This window comes from Nitrospira sp. KM1, from assembly GCF_011405515.1.
Lineage (GTDB): Bacteria > Nitrospirota > Nitrospiria > Nitrospirales > Nitrospiraceae > Nitrospira_C.
Map to the genome: position 1 here is coordinate 1,173,620 of NZ_AP022671.1, position 14,460 is coordinate 1,188,079.

A 14,460-nucleotide genomic window follows, 5' to 3' on the forward strand; every position below is an offset into this window, starting at 1 on the left:
CGGGATTCTCTGATGTTTTTCATCCTCTGCGCTGCGGAAGTCGGTATATTTGTCGCCGTACTCGCTCTCTATCGGGTAGCGGGAAAGCCGGACGTATGGTCCTTCCTCTCGAGCCTCCCAGGCATCGCCTTTCTCTGTTCGTCTGTTGTCGTAATGGTCTGTTTGGCATGGACGTTCCGTGCTTTATGCATCAACGACAGGCAGGCCCGACGACGTGCGCTGGTGGGAGCAATCATCAACCTGGTCACGCTCCCGTTATTTGTTGGCAGCCTGGAAACGGCTTCACGGCTTCTATCCAGATCAGCTGGACCGACTGAGAGGATCTTCGGAGTCGTCCTGTATCCCAAACATTGGCTCGATGTCGTCAGTTCGACGAGGGCGGTCATCAATGAGATGACCACCAGACCTTCTTATCTCGTGCACGACCCGATCCTCGGCTGGACGGTGGCGCCCTCAAGAAGAGATGCCACCGGACGAAACATGAGTAGCGAAGAGGGGCTCCGAAGTCCACGATCCGGCATCTCGTTTCGTGATCCGCGGACCAGGCATTCCGGCATCTCGACTCATCCCTTCACCGTGCGCGTTGCGCTGCTCGGTGACTCCATGACGTTTGGAGAAGAGGTCAGATGTGAGGAGTCTTGGGGGCACCTACTGGAAACGCTGTTACAACCCGACACACAGGTCTTGAACTTTGGCGTCTCGGCCCATGGGCTCAATCAGACGTTCCTGCGCTATGAGAAAGATGTCCGTTCATGGAAACCGCACATTGTGGTGATTGGGGTCTCATCGGCCATGGTCCTGCGAATCAACAGCGTGTACCCCTTTATCATGAATCCGGAATGGATTGGTTTTCCCTTCGTCCGTCCAAGGTTGATCGAGAAAAATGCCCGTCCGGTCGCCGTCAATTCTCCTGTACCAAACACGATAGATGTATCCGTGCACTCGATCGAAAACTTACCCTATCTTGAACTCGACGACTATTTCCGACCGCTGCAATGGGAACGCCAAGGGTTCTGGCGCCCCCTCGAACAATCGTACTTTTTTCGTCTGGTGAACTCTCTTAGACCTCCCCCCCAGTATGGGCAAAGAGATATATCTCTGGAATCCATTCGCGACAGTCAATTCGTGATTCGATCCATGGTTCAGAAAGTGAGGGAGGGAGGTGCGGTACCGCTCATCGTCACGCTGCCCTACGAATCCGAACTCGAAGCACGCGATGACCACCGTCCGACGGTTCGCATGCTGTCCGGCGCCGGGCTGCCGTATCACGACATGGCGGGCTGCCTGCGTGACGAAGAAGGCTCTGAGAAATTCATTGCGTCCGGGCCGCACTATTCGGCACAGTCCAACGTGCATATCGCGGACTGTCTTCAACCGATACTGGCCTCCGAAATAGGCCGGCTCAAGAGTGCTCCATCGTCGATGGCGGTGGGGCAGCCTCAGAAGATCGAATACATGGCTGGAGCCATGACGCTGCCTTCGAGAAAGAACGCCAGCGTTGCGAGCATCAAGATGGCGAAAATCAGCGGCGCCAGCCAGTAGGATCTCCGCTCACTGAAGTAGATGCGCACCTCATGGATTAACTGAGAGTACTCTCGAACTCCTGACGCAAAATTCATAGACCCTCCCTTCTCCTCACCGTAGTCGTCAAAAACGTGGAATAGACTTACACCGCCTGCTTGCCGTGCCATTTGGCGATCTGTCGCGTGCTGCATACGACCGCTTCACGAAACAGGATAAAGGCGAAGATGGCTCCCGGATAAAACCAGAACCCGCCGAACCGCGAGGTCACCCCGCCCGCCACCAACGCGACCAGGATCGAGAGGAAATCGGGCACCGGCCCCAGCGGCTCATAGACCTGCATATGCCGGGCATTGGTCAGATAGCCGTCCTTGCGCAGGACTTCCTGTTGCCAGGGCCGCTTCTCGTACGGCTTCAGCCGATCCGTCTGCGCCACCGCAGGGGCCGACGTGTCCTTGAGCACCTGATCATCACAGGCATCGATACACGCATAGCATTTGATGCATTCCCGGTTGAGGACCTTGCCATTGAAATGGAAGATTTTCCGGCTCACGTCGATGCCTTGCGGACAGGCGGTGCTGCAGTCGCGGCAACCGGTACATTGCGCCACGCGGGTGATCTTGGACTGGACAGGGGAGAGATTCATCAAGGGCGCCATCATGGGCGCGTACGGACATAAGATCCGACAGAAGGCTCCATGCCCATAGCGCAGATTCAGCACGACGCTCATTGTAAATTGGATAAAGACGGCCAATCCGAAGACGCGGCCCGCGGCGAATCGATCGTGATTAACTGAAGGGGGGAAGAAGACGGCGGGTTGATCATATTGCCCATCTCGTTGAGTCGGATTCCTGATGACCTGCGGAGCGTACCATTGATGGAATTGCCTAACAATCCGGCCAAAAGGTGTACGTGCTACTGCGAATTGGCTGAGCTTGAAACCATTGCATTCCTTCGGTAAAGTGCCTTGAATCATGCGCTCTATTACTTTCTGGTTACTCGGCCTGATCCTCATGATCGCCACGCCGGTACAGGCTCGGCAGGAATCCCTCACGCCCGAACAAAAACTCAAGCTTGAGCAGATCAATCGCGTCCGCGTTGAAGTCATCGCCCTGACCGACAATGGAGCTGCCGATCCCGCGCCGCTGACGGACGTGGTGACGAAACGCCTGCTGGAATTCGGTTACACGGTGATACCCGACCCCGGCCAACCGCACGATGCGACATTCGTCGTCAAGTGTGAGCAACGAAAAACGTGGGAAGGAACCACCAACATGGGCAGCGATGCGGATCTTCCCGACTCGCCCTCCCGTCTCTGGAAAGGACCGGCCTGCCAGATGTCCTATCTCCTCGACGGGAAACGAATGGGCTGGCGGAAAGAAGTGCGGACCGATTTTCAGGATGCGCAACAGGCGGCGGCTGCGGCGCAAATCAAGGACGCGTCGGCGTTCGCCATGGAACAGCTGAAGACGCGTTTGGAAGATTACGATTTCCCGGCTCTCATCAGTACCGAATGGGGGCAGGAAGCGCGTCTGTTCAAAGTCTATGACGATCCTGCCACGACACAGGCGCGGAAGGTACGGCTGATCACGTTATTCGGCCATCTGTTCTCGACCAATGCTGTTCCCCGCCTTCTCGAAGCTTTGAAAGGCGAAAACATCGAACTCGCAAAGGCCGCTGCGCTGGCTTTGGGCAATATCGGCCAAAAGGACACGTTGCCGATCCTGGTGCAGACGATGAAAGACGGAAAGCCTGAATTACGTCCGTCTGCTGCCAAAGCGCTGGGCGTCCTGGGTGCCTTGCACGGAGATTTTACGATCGTCGATCCTCTCCTTGACACCCTCAAGACGACCGACGATGTCGCACTCAAAACCGAGGTGGCTTGGGCGTTGGGAAAACTCCCGGATCGACGAGCCTACGAGCCCCTGTTCGCCCTCCAAAAATCGCTCTACCAGGTTCGGGAAAACGATGCCGACCCCAAACTGGTCAAACTCAAGGAGGCCGTCAACTGGAGTATTAAACAGATCGATACCTGGGAATATCTTCAATAGGGTCTGCATGCCATGCGGAACCGTCTCTCCTCCCTCCTCTACCGAATTCTTCTTGGAATAGCCGTCCTTATCACCGTGATCCAAAGTGACCGATCCAGTTGGGGACAAGTCATTGGTGACGTAGCAGAGTTGGACCGCCTGCGAGCCAAAGCGGAAGAATCCATCGGGAATGATGACCCTGACGGAGCGGCGTTGAACATGGGACGCGCAGCGCTGATGGCCAAACAGCTCAGCAAGAAATTTCGGGACGACGCGGCGAAAAGCCAGCTCTATCAAGCTGCTGAACCGCTCTTTCGATCTCAGGAGCACGGATACCGGGCAATGGCGTTGTTCAGACGGGCCGGGGACCAGTTACCGGCATCTTCGGGCGTCTGCGGAAGCCTCTCGCTGGCTCAGACCAGTGTCCAACAGGCGCTCTCGCTTTTAGAGCCGATGTCGGACAACGCGAGCCCGCTCGTCGAGCCCGTCAAGCAACTTCATGCGACAGCTGACGATTGGGTGATCGTGCTCGCTTCCATGATCACCGACTACCAGTGTCCGTAGAATACGGCCGGGGCGGTATTTCGATAGACCCACGCTCCTTTGCGGTTGCTGAATCGTTCAGGCGACTCAGTCACCGTCACGTGCTCAATCCTCCTCAGGATTAATGATATGCAGACCGGCTGTTTTGCTCGCAGCCAAGAGTTGCGTGTCGGCGCTGACCATCGTCAGCCTCAACGGCTTGAGTTCCAACCCTAACGCCAGGTGCATGACCTGTTGCGCCCGGAGAAACGGATACTCCATGCAGAGCTCCTTCGTGGAGAGATACGTCTGCATTGTGGGAACGATGAATTGAAACAGGCCCTCGGCGGACTCCCTCTCGAACTTATGGATAACCGAATAGCAGTCGTCCCGGGTGATTTCGCCCTGCTGTGCACGATTGGAAAATGACGAATACAACTCGGTCACTGTCCAAGTCGGGATGATCGCCACCTTCCCTCGTTTGACCATGAGCTTATTCACGATGCGCGTACCGCGTTCCATGCTGTAGCGCTTTACGAGAGCGGTCGAATCAAAATAGTAATAGGGCATACGCTCATATCCTCCCCTTGAGAATAACCGCCGCCAACGGACCGGACATTTTCGACAATCGGTCTTGAAGCTCATCGAGCGGCACTTCTTCATAGCCTTCCCGGCGAAGCTTGTCGGCAAGATTTCCGGTGTTGAACGATGTCGTATCGTCGCGCAATCGGTCGCCCAGTCGCCGTTTAGCAAGCCGGCTGGGTACGCGTTTCTGGGTCGCTGTCAGTCCACGGCCGCGGCTACGCGGCGCCCGCCCGCCAATTGCTTTGCTCATAGGTTCGTCTCTCCTCCATCTTAGTGAGTTGCACCTGGTTTCAACCCTTCACTTGGACACCCGGCGGGACGGATGGCCTGAGCCGGAAGCTCAGATTCTCCGTACACGTGAGCCGCGATCGCCCTTGCCACGTCGCTGGAGAATTCCTGTTGCATCACTCTCACAACCTTGGCATTCGCTTCGCGCTCTGATAAGTGTCCTTCCTTTCCTCCCTTGGAAATCGCCCCCACGACACGCTGCCCGTCGACATCCAGCACTTCGAAGTCGCTGCACCATCTGACATACACGAATTGGGGATCCCTCACATCGATAGGCCACACGCGGACGAGTCCGCGGACCAGGACGTCCACCGGATGATCAGCGGCGGAGGCGTCGAGAATGGAACCCGAGCTCGCACGACCCATCACATGCAGCCCCTCCTTGATCAATCCTTCACTCAACGCTCGCTGCACCGGCTCAGCTTGATCCCCGGAAACCAAGACGCCGACGGCAAGATGCGCGTCAAGAAATTGATCGAGTTCCTGAGTCAATTCGTTGACTCGATAGGGAGGGGCAATGCCCTGTCCGCTCATCCGAATGACACGCAAATCGGTATTATATGTTTCGCGCAAGACGAGATTACGGATGGCCCTCCTCATTCCCCTGACTTTGACGAGCTTATCCGAGGCATGCCGTGACTCGGCGACATCATCCTGTATCGAATGGTCCAAGTCTGCTATCTTTTCCTTGAAGGCGGTCTCGGCCTGAGACCGCTGCATGACCGCGAGCGCATAGGACAATCCCTTTTTCGGGTCGAGCCAGCGATCGGCGATCCGAACGTTCTCCAGGACTTTATCCGTCGACACCTGAGTCAGGTTGTCGAGCGTCAATCTCCGCTCGTCACGCGCCCGACCACTCTGCTCGACAACCAGATAGGATTCCCAGTCCTTGGACTGAGCGGAAATTTCACTTTTGAAGATGCGTGCCAATGCCGCGTAGGCCTGATCCTCCGCTGCGTGCCGATTATCGGCCTGGCCCACTCCGACGAGATACTGAGAGGAGGGATACTCCGGGCTGGTTCCATCGATCCATGCCGGTTTGGACGGTCCTCCAAACGATGTACATCCTGTGATCAGCCAGCCGAAAACTCCCAGAGCGATGATGATCTGCCGCGTCACGGCAACACCCGTTGAATGAGGAAACCCGTCTCTCCGGCTCCGAGAGAGATGGTGCGCCCTCCTGCTGCCTTGTTGCCGGCCAAGGCCCCACCCTGCACCTGATACGTACCGGGCGTTACCCATGTCCGTGCGATATGGATTTCATCAGGCAATGTCCGCCAACTGCGTTTGTCGGCTTCCTCCGACGCAACGGCATACCCTTTCGTCAATAAGCTCACGATGAGACCGACCCATGGCCCGGCGTCTTTCCCGGCGGCCTGCTGAGCACCCCTTGTCGCTCCTTCCGCGAGACTGAACTTTACAGCTGCTCGCGCCAACGCCTTTACGGTAATGCCCGGCATCCGTTCAGACAGCGCCTTCTCGGCCTGCGCCGTCACGCTCTCGGTCAGTTCGGCCCGCGCGGCAACCGGGGTTCCGGTGGTCGGGTTCAAGTACACCGCATCGCTGTGGAACGCCGTTTTCTGAATCACCAGACGCGGTAACGCGACTCGCACAACACGGCCGTTCAGACCATACAGCGTGCTGTCAACCGCCCGGTTCTGACGTCCACTGGCCTGAGAAAATCCGCGATTCAGGAGAACCAGTTGCAACGCATCCAGGCTGATCGGCAAGTCCAGAAACAAATCTTCCTTGCGCGGCGCGCGGCCATTATAGCTGATCACAACAACTTGAGCGAGTTGCTGGTGCGCGCGAACCGATTGCCAGGTCACCTCTGGAAATTCGCGTTGGTAATCTGCGAGCTCTTGAGTGAGCTGCAATGCTTCAGCCGTGCGAAGAAGATCCCGCTGCAGTTGAACCGGCGCTGCCGTGCGTGACCAACCTTTGGTCGCGTCGAAAATCTCGTAGGCCTTGCGATACGAGATAAACGCGTTATTGATGTCGCCGGTGCTTTCGTACAGAATGCCCGCCACATACCGTGCAGATGCGTCTTCGCGATAGGCCTCTTTATCCTTGATCCTGTCGGACAATAAATTCAGGCGGCGATCGATTTTCCGAGCCTCGACGAGGGCATCTTCCCACTGGCCCAACATCGCGTAGTTGATACCTCTCAACACATTGATCAGCACCTGTTCGTAGGGATCGCCCTCATAGGGCAATGAGGTATCGTTCGTCATGAAGGCGAGCGTTTCAGTCCGAACTTTACGCGTATAGAGGCGATCGATCTCGTCCTCGGCCTGTTCGAGCATCTGATTACTCTGCTGAAAATCACCGGCCAGCTGGAGCGTCATCCCGCGGTCCATCCCGTACAACACGCGGCTTTTCTCTCCATATTCTTTCTCCGCCTGCTGGATCGCGGCATCAGCACGCTTGAAGTCGTGTGCCATCAGACTGTTGTCGACAAGGAGGTATCGATCGACGGAAGGTCCGCAACCCGAGACGAGAACCGCGAGGGAGATGATGAACAACGGCCACGGTAAAACACGAAGGTCCCACCGTGGGGAATCTGAAGCGCCAAGGCGTAAGACCGGGAGGTTCAACGGACGAGGAGGAGTCTAAAAAACCGTGCGTTTCTTTTCAATGACTTTCTTGATCTTCTTCTGGCCGAACCAGACCTTCGCGTTGCTCTCCAGGTCAACCATCTGGAGATCGATCTGATAGAACATGGCGGTGGTCCCGTCGACTTCATCCGGTATGGTCGCAATCGCGCCCTTCATCATATAGTCGGCGCCAATCTCCTTGCCGGGCGCCTTCTGCGTATCTTCACGGGCATACATGGCCTGCTCTTTGCGCTCGCTCCTGACTTCCTCGCGCTCGTTCTTACCCGCGACGAACGTGACCTTCTGGGAGTTCGTGAGTTCACGTTCGAGATCCGTTACGAACGTCTGCACATTGATGTGTTCGTGACTGCTGTTGACAACAGTCCCCACCACCACAACCGGAGGTCGGTGCTTCAATTGCGTGAAATTATTCAACCAGGAATATTCCAAGGCATCCTTGACCATCGACTCGGCCACCATGCGCGAATCGGTGTCGTTCCAACGCCCGCTCAAATCCGTGACCAGTCCGGAATCAACACGCGTGACTCTCGTTTCGTGTCCGCATCCTCCGAGCATCAGCACGCCGATCGCACACATGGCCATTCCCATTCTGCGCACATAGGGTCGTACCATCACTTTCCTCATGATTGTTGGGTGCACGGAGCCGGCGCGTGCCAGTGGTGTCCGTTTATTGTCGGTTGGAGCGCTTGTCTTCTTCCTTCTCGAGCCGCTCAAAGAGGCGATCGGCATTCTTCCGAACGAAATCCCGGACTTGCCCGTTCAGTTCCTTGGCCTGCTCGAGATTGTTCTTCATATCTTCGAGGTTCAATTTCGTCAGCACGTAGTAGGTGCCGGTCTTCTCATCTTTAAAGCGGTCGATCGAACGAACTCCGCTGAGACTGGTGGTGGTGATGGTTTTGATCGCTCGTTCGACATTCTGCTCTTCCGTGTTTCGCGAAAAGTCTCCGGCAGTAGTGGAAGCTGCATAGTCACGCATCAAGTAACCTGTATAGGTGTCGAATGTCTTCGCAATCTCTGCCCGGCCTCTGTTTTCGGCTGTGTCCCACGCCAACGGTTCATTTCGCACTCCGGTGACCGATCCCACTCCGTAAAACGCCTTCGTGTCCTTATCGTTGAACGCTCCGGACCCCTGTTTCACCCACTTTGGAGGACCTCCGCAGGCGGTAAGCCCGACGATCAACATGAGTGCGACTCCGCTACCGGCCAATCGTAAGAGCCCCTGTGGCTGGTTCATCTGCGTCCTCCTTCGTGTAGTGGCGATCCTGGCTTGGTTGAGCGTCGTGGCGTGCCTCAGAATTCGAGAAAAACGACGAAATCATGCTAACATGCACCTCCAATCGAGTCAACGAAACCGCGGCGCAACGTGTCATCTCGCAAGACCATGAAGGAGGGCTTCCGTGGCCGACGTACAAATAGACGACGGTATCATCAAGATCCTCAACCTCGACATCCAAGACCCCAAGGCGGCGGCAGTATTGGCTGAATATCCCCAAGTTCGATGGGCCGAGATCACCAGACGTGCCTTGAAAATCGGCCTGGGTTATCTGAAGGGAGGGGCAAAAGATTAGGGTTTGTCAGGAGGAGTTGGGGCATTCGATTGCGCGACCGCTTCTCGCGCGCGCGAATGAGTTCCCCCAAGTTCGAGATAGCGGGTAAAGGCCTCGACGGCCTTATGCTGATCATGCATGCTGTCGGCATACAGAAGACCGAGCGAAAAGTAGACATCGACATAGTTCGGATTCACCCGTAGCGCTTCCTGCATCGCCTGTTCGGCCTCCAAAAACTGTTCACGCTTCTGATAGATGAGTCCGAGTGTATAGTGAGAATCGGCGTTCTTGGGCGCATACTGCACCGCCGCTTTCGCCGCGGATAAGGCATCGTCAAGGTCTGGAAGCACCTCCAACCGGACATAGCTCTTCAACACATAGGCATCTCCGAAGGTCGGATCGTAATCCAATGCCTTGTTCAGACGTTCCAGGGCCTCCTCCTGTCCTTTTCCAGTCTGAAGAAGCGAGAACGCCTGTTCATATTGCATTTTTGCAGCCTGAAGTCGCTCAGCGGGAGTCTGCGGTTCTCCGCCCAGCCTGAATGCGGCCTTTCGGCCCTCGATGAGAACCGTATCTCCGTCTCCCTCGATCTGAGAGAACAACGGATGTTGACTTCCGTGAGATTGCTCTTGGATTTTGGTCGTCACGTATCGTCCCAGTTCGCTGGCCATCAGCCAACCGTTCTTGTCCGAGTCCGCCCCTCCCGATAGGCCGGCAACGATGGTTTGCGCGAACAAACTCCGTTCGTTCGTCCGAGCGAGGCTCTCCCCTTTGTCTGCCGCAGCCAGGACCTGAACGGCACGCTTCTCCATGTCGTCTTCCGGAGCTAGCCGCCCTTCCAGCGAAAGCGGCTGAGCGGCGCTCACTTCCCACCCCCGCACCGCCGCGTCGAATACAAGCAACGTATGCTTGGAGGCAATGCGGCGGCTGAATTCCTTGATATTCTCGAACGTGATCGATTTGGCCACATTTCCAACCTGTGCATCCCACGGCACCAGGTAGCCGATCTCAATCCCGGAAGAATCCTGCATGACGCCCGCATGTCCGATGTAATAGATCACCAAACGATCCTGCCGTCCGACCTTCCGAGGCAGAAAATCTGACAGCGTCTGCTGCAAGCGACGGAAGCTCGCATCTTTGTCGTACAGCTCGACCACATTATCGAATCCGAGTTGCCGCAGTGCGTTCGCCACCGACTTTCCGTCTTCGATCGCGCCGGAAATTTTGGGAGCCAGAAGATAATTCTCTATGCCGATCACAACCGCCCACGATTTGTAGTAGAGGGCCTCGGGCTTTCCCAACTGCGCATGCCCAGCCTGCAGCTGAGCCAGAGTCAGGAAAATCACAATTGATAGGAAGGGGATGATGCGGGAGAAATGTGGAGCGCGTCGAAGCATAGCCAACATGGAGTGCATGAATCACTGGTGAGATTTCAGCCTACTCTGGCATTTGAACACCTGTCAAGAAACCAGGGGGGAAACGGTGCGACGGCTAACCGAGCCTCGGTTATTGCATCATCGACCGTAATGACGGTATGTTGCAGCTCCTGCCCATTGCACCGGCGCACCGGCATGAGCCGCGAAGCCAGTCTTCTGGTCATCGTGCATCGAAGAACGAAGGAGTCCGTTCGTCATGGCAGACAACATCGATACCCTCTTAAAGGAAAGCCGCGTCTACCGACCGACCGACAAGACGAAATCTGCCGCCCATATCAAAGATTACGAAAGTGACTACCGGAAATCGATCGCGGACCCGGAAGGATTCTGGAGCGGCATGGCCAAGGAACTGGAATGGTTTACGCCCTGGAAGACCGTCCTCGAGTGGAACTATCCCTGGGCGAAATGGTTTGTCGGTGCAACCTGCAACATTGCGTATAACTGCCTGGATCGCCATGTGCGAACCTGGCGCAGGAACAAAGTCGCGCTGATCTGGGTGGGAGAACAAGACGAAGAACGAGTGTTCACATACGCTGAGCTGTATCGACAGGTCAATCGTTGTGCCAACGCGCTGAAGAAGCTGGGCTTGAGAAAGGGCGACCGCGTCACCATTTATTTGCCGAAAATCCCCGAGCAGGTCATTGCCATGCTGGCTTGCGCCCGGCTGGGCATAATTCACAGCGTCGTGTACTCAGGATTCAGCGCCCCCGCCTTGGCCAGTCGAGTGAATGATGCCGAAGCCAGGCTCATCATTACCGCCGATGTCGGTTTCGACCGGGGCAAGGTCATCAACCTGAAATCGGTCGTCGACGACGCGATGAAAGCGTGCTCGACGGTCGAACACGTGATTGTCGTGCGGCGCCAGCATGTCGATCCCCCGCCGGTCGGTTCCAAAGAGCTCGACTGGCACGCCTGGGTCAAGGACGAGAAACCTGTCTGCGACGCGGAACCGTTGGACTCCGAATCTCCCCTGTACATCCTCTACACCTCCGGCACCACCGGAAAGCCCAAAGGAGTCGTTCACGTCCATGGTGGATACATGGTGGGAACCTATGCGACGACGAAATATGTGTTCGATCTCAAAGACGAAGATGTCTATTTTTGCGTCGCGGATCCCGGCTGGGTCACCGGACACAGCTATATCGTCTACGGGCCGCTGCTCAACGGCGCGACGATTCTCACCGCCGAAGGAAAACCGGACTATCCGAATCCCGGGCGCTGGTGGGATTTGATCGAGCGGTACGGGGTGTCGATCTTTTATACGACGCCCACCGCGATTCGTCTTCTCATGCGGTATGGCGAGGACTGGCCGAAGAAATATGACCTGTCGACTCTCCGCATTCTTGGCAGTGTCGGCGAGCCCATTAACCCTGAGGCCTGGGAGTGGTTCCATCGCGCGGCCGGCGGGGATAAACCCATCATGGACACGTGGTGGCAGACGGAAACGGGCGCGATTCTCATCACGCCGCTGCCGACCGTTCCACTGAAACCCGGCTCGGCCACACGACCGTTTTTCGGCATCGAAGCCGATGTGGTCGATCGCGAAGGCAAAAGCCTCCCGCCGAACGCCGGAGGGTTCGCGGTCATCAAGAAACCTTGGCCTTCGATGATGCGAACCATCTACAAGGATCCGGAGCGGTACAAGGCGTACTGGCAGACCATTCCGAACTGTTACACGGCCGGCGATGTGTGCCATAAGGATGCCGATGGATACATGTGGTTCATGGGCCGGGCCGACGACGTCATCAAGGTCGCAGGCAACCGTCTTGGGACCGCTGAGGTAGAAAGCGCTCTGGTGAGCCATCCCGCCGTGGCAGAAGCGGCGGTAATCGGGAAACCGCACAAGACCGTAGGAGAATCCATCAAGGCGTTTATCATTCTCAAGCAGGGCGAGCATGAGACTCCGGAGTTGATCCATTCGATCAAAGAACAGGTCAAACAGGAACTGGGGAAAATCGCTGTCCCGGCGGAAGTCGATATCGTGGCTTCGCTGCCGAAAACCCGATCGGGGAAAATCATGCGAAGGGTGCTCAAGGCCAAGGAACTCGGCCAGGACCCCGGCGACATTTCGACTATCGAAGAATAGCAACCATGCATCGGCATGCATCAGGAGGGAATCGTATGAAACGGCAGCTCGGCATCACAGCGGCATCGATCAGCGCGGCGGTTTTCCTTTTGTGCGCCGGTTTGTCCTGGCCGGCATTGGGCGCCGAGAATGCGCCGCCGGCCAAAAAGAAAGCGAAGGCGCCGCCGGAAGCCAAGACGCCTCAATCCAAGTCGCAAAAGCCGGCCTATCAGACAGCCGAGCTGGCGGGAAAAGCCAAGGCCTGCTTCGGAGCAGCGCCCAAGATCGAAAAACTCGTACCGGACGAAGGGAAGGCCGGAGACAAGATCACCATCAAAGGATCACAATTCGGATCAGCCAACTGCTTGCGGGATGTTTCGTTCGGCCCCGGGCGTCCGGCCAAATTCACCATGCAGGATGAGAGGACGATCACGACGACTGTCCCGTCCGGCGGACGCAAAGGGATGGCCATTGTGAGCATCACCACTGCGTCTGGAGGAGACTCAAAGGCGTTCTTGCTGAAATGACAGCCGAGGGTGTCCTCCCGCGCTGCCCGAGCGGCCTGACCTGTTATGAATGGAAAGCGAAAACCGGGGGAACCTATTTATCTTCGGCGGCATATGTTGGCCCTTACCATAGCCGTGGGCCTGCCGATCGTACTGCTACAATTCTATAAAGCATTCGTCGGGCCAATCAGCTTTGGTATTCAGCTGGTGGTCGTGCTGATCATTTCTGTCCTAGCCGGGATCGTTCTCTATATTGCCTATCGCTCGTCGGCCAGAAATCAGCCATAAAGACCCCTCTCAGCCATTCAGTACCCGGCGCAAGCCTCAACAGCTTCCTCCTCAAGGTCCCCGCGTCACCAACCGGTACGAACATCGCTCCGTCGATCGGCACGGGCACGACTAGTCGCCCTCACACTCCAGATGGCACGAAAGGCGACCTGGCAATCTCAATAGCTCGGCACCCGGCCGGTGGCAGGGACCGACGATATGGGTCGATGTGTCAGCGAACCAGGATCATCGAGGCAGCCCGAGCTTTACACCCGCCACATACGCGCGGCAACTAGATCAGGCCCCGTTTCTTGAGATATTCAGCATCGACTACCGGCGTCGGCTTCGAAAGAAGGCCTCGCCCCTGAAGCAGCCGCTCGACATATTTTCCGATCAGATCCGATTCCAGGTTGACGTGATCATGCACCTGCCTGAGCCCCAAGGTCGTGACTGCCGCTGTGTGCGGGATGATCGAGACTTGAAACGACCGGTCCGACACACCATTGATCGTCAAGCTGATCCCGTCTACGGTAATCGATCCTTTCTCCACGCAGTACTTCAATATGTCCGACGGTGCCTCGATCACAAAAAGAACCGCATTGCCGTCCTGCTGTCGGCTTCGGATGAGTCCCACGCCCTCTACGTGCCCGGCCACCAGGTGACCGCCAATCCTCTGGTTCAGTTTCATGGCACGCTCTAGATTGACCGGCGCACCGGCCGTCAGGCTTCCAAGGGTCGTCACGGACAAGGTTTCGGGTGACGCCTCGACTCTGAAGTCACGATCTCCTCGATCGACCACCGTCAGACAGATGCCGTTCACACTAACGCTATCGCCAACCGCCAGCTCATTCATGATGTGCGAGGCCAGGATCGTAATGGTGGTGCCGTTGAGCGTCCGGTTCAACACCGCAACGGCGCCCATTTCCTCGATGACTCCCGTAAACATCAATCTTTCCTCGACATCACCTGTTTAACGACATAGACAAAAACCACGATTAAGACGAGAACGCCAAGCGACGCGACAATTCCGATGACCGTGTCTCCTGCCGTAAACTCACGCATGACCGCTCCATTA

At 56.6% G+C, this 14,460-nt stretch carries 17 protein-coding genes; 7 read left to right on the top strand and 10 right to left on the bottom strand.

Annotated elements, in window-relative coordinates; genetic code table 11:
• Nucleotides 1-12: 12 nt before the first annotated feature.
• On the top strand, nucleotides 13-1,542 hold the full coding sequence (locus tag W02_RS05390) for a hypothetical protein (protein WP_173045525.1): 1,530 nt from the start codon (nucleotides 13-15) through the stop codon (nucleotides 1,540-1,542).
• Here W02_RS05390 and W02_RS22035 read toward each other — a convergent pair.
• Together W02_RS22035 and W02_RS05395 are read right to left on the bottom strand one after the other, a co-directional pair.
• A complete protein-coding gene (locus tag W02_RS22035; protein WP_370467963.1) occupies nucleotides 1,440-1,715 on the bottom strand; it encodes a DUF5989 family protein in 276 nt (91 codons plus the stop codon). The two genes, W02_RS05390 and W02_RS22035, sit on opposite strands and share 103 nt — an antisense overlap.
• A complete protein-coding gene (locus W02_RS05395) occupies nucleotides 1,667-2,167 on the bottom strand; it encodes a 4Fe-4S dicluster domain-containing protein (RefSeq protein ID WP_173045527.1) in 501 nt (166 codons plus the stop codon). The genes W02_RS22035 and W02_RS05395 overlap by 49 nt, the downstream gene beginning before the upstream one ends.
• 328 nt (nucleotides 2,168-2,495) lie before the next feature.
• On the opposite strand from W02_RS05395, the gene W02_RS05400 reads away from it, so the two are divergent.
• On the top strand, nucleotides 2,496-3,572 hold the full coding sequence (locus W02_RS05400; protein WP_173045529.1) for a HEAT repeat domain-containing protein: 1,077 nt from the start codon (nucleotides 2,496-2,498) through the stop codon (nucleotides 3,570-3,572).
• 12 nt (nucleotides 3,573-3,584) lie between these two features.
• On the top strand, nucleotides 3,585-4,115 hold the full coding sequence (locus tag W02_RS05405; protein WP_173045531.1) for a hypothetical protein: 531 nt from the start codon (nucleotides 3,585-3,587) through the stop codon (nucleotides 4,113-4,115).
• A gap of 84 nt (nucleotides 4,116-4,199) precedes the next feature.
• On the opposite strand, the gene W02_RS05410 is transcribed toward W02_RS05405, so the two are convergent.
• The 6 genes from W02_RS05410 to W02_RS05435 all read right to left on the bottom strand — a co-directional run bounded on the left by W02_RS05410 (nucleotide 4,200) and on the right by W02_RS05435 (nucleotide 8,798).
• Nucleotides 4,200-4,643 (bottom strand): type II toxin-antitoxin system VapC family toxin, encoded by a 444-nt coding sequence (locus W02_RS05410; RefSeq protein ID WP_173045533.1) that lies wholly within the window; start codon nucleotides 4,641-4,643, stop codon nucleotides 4,200-4,202.
• A 4-nt stretch (nucleotides 4,644-4,647) separates the two neighbouring features.
• On the bottom strand, nucleotides 4,648-4,908 hold the full coding sequence (locus W02_RS05415) for a hypothetical protein (protein WP_173045535.1): 261 nt from the start codon (nucleotides 4,906-4,908) through the stop codon (nucleotides 4,648-4,650).
• A 20-nt stretch (nucleotides 4,909-4,928) separates the two neighbouring features.
• Entirely contained in the window at nucleotides 4,929-6,065 is a 1,137-nt protein-coding gene (locus tag W02_RS05420; RefSeq protein WP_173045537.1) for an LPP20 family lipoprotein, read from the bottom strand.
• A complete protein-coding gene (locus tag W02_RS05425) occupies nucleotides 6,062-7,390 on the bottom strand; it encodes a COG3014 family protein (protein ID WP_173045539.1) in 1,329 nt (442 codons plus the stop codon). The genes W02_RS05420 and W02_RS05425 overlap by 4 nt, the downstream gene beginning before the upstream one ends.
• Nucleotides 7,391-7,558: 168 nt before the next feature.
• Complete coding sequence (locus tag W02_RS05430) at nucleotides 7,559-8,176, bottom strand: penicillin-binding protein activator LpoB (protein WP_173045541.1); 618 nt, start codon at nucleotides 8,174-8,176, stop codon at nucleotides 7,559-7,561.
• A 55-nt stretch (nucleotides 8,177-8,231) separates the two neighbouring features.
• The gene (locus tag W02_RS05435) at nucleotides 8,232-8,798 is read right to left on the bottom strand and encodes an LPP20 family lipoprotein (RefSeq protein ID WP_173045543.1); all 567 of its coding nucleotides are present in this window, start codon (nucleotides 8,796-8,798) and stop codon (nucleotides 8,232-8,234) included.
• A gap of 163 nt (nucleotides 8,799-8,961) precedes the next feature.
• Here W02_RS05435 and W02_RS05440 point away from each other — a divergent pair, with 163 nt between their 5' ends.
• Entirely contained in the window at nucleotides 8,962-9,132 is a 171-nt protein-coding gene (locus W02_RS05440) for a hypothetical protein (RefSeq protein ID WP_173045545.1), read from the top strand.
• Here the strand turns inward: W02_RS05440 and W02_RS05445 are convergent.
• Nucleotides 9,129-10,526, bottom strand: a complete 1,398-nt coding sequence (locus W02_RS05445; RefSeq protein ID WP_173045547.1) for a caspase family protein — start codon at nucleotides 10,524-10,526, stop codon at nucleotides 9,129-9,131. The genes W02_RS05440 and W02_RS05445 overlap by 4 nt on opposite strands.
• A 217-nt stretch (nucleotides 10,527-10,743) precedes the next feature.
• Here W02_RS05445 and acs point away from each other — a divergent pair, with 217 nt between their 5' ends.
• The 3 genes from acs to W02_RS05460 are packed head-to-tail and all read left to right on the top strand — an operon-like array spanning nucleotide 10,744 to nucleotide 13,406.
• Entirely contained in the window at nucleotides 10,744-12,633 is a 1,890-nt protein-coding gene (acs, locus tag W02_RS05450; protein WP_173045549.1) for an acetate--CoA ligase, read from the top strand.
• A gap of 35 nt (nucleotides 12,634-12,668) precedes the next feature.
• Complete coding sequence (locus tag W02_RS05455; protein ID WP_173045551.1) at nucleotides 12,669-13,139, top strand: IPT/TIG domain-containing protein; 471 nt, start codon at nucleotides 12,669-12,671, stop codon at nucleotides 13,137-13,139.
• Between the two features lie 45 nt (nucleotides 13,140-13,184).
• Nucleotides 13,185-13,406, top strand: a complete 222-nt coding sequence (locus tag W02_RS05460; protein WP_173045553.1) for a hypothetical protein — start codon at nucleotides 13,185-13,187, stop codon at nucleotides 13,404-13,406.
• Between the two features lie 271 nt (nucleotides 13,407-13,677).
• Here W02_RS05460 and W02_RS05465 read toward each other — a convergent pair whose 3' ends face one another.
• Complete coding sequence (locus W02_RS05465) at nucleotides 13,678-14,331, bottom strand: riboflavin synthase (RefSeq protein ID WP_173045555.1); 654 nt, start codon at nucleotides 14,329-14,331, stop codon at nucleotides 13,678-13,680.
• Nucleotides 14,332-14,460 lie beyond the last annotated feature (129 nt).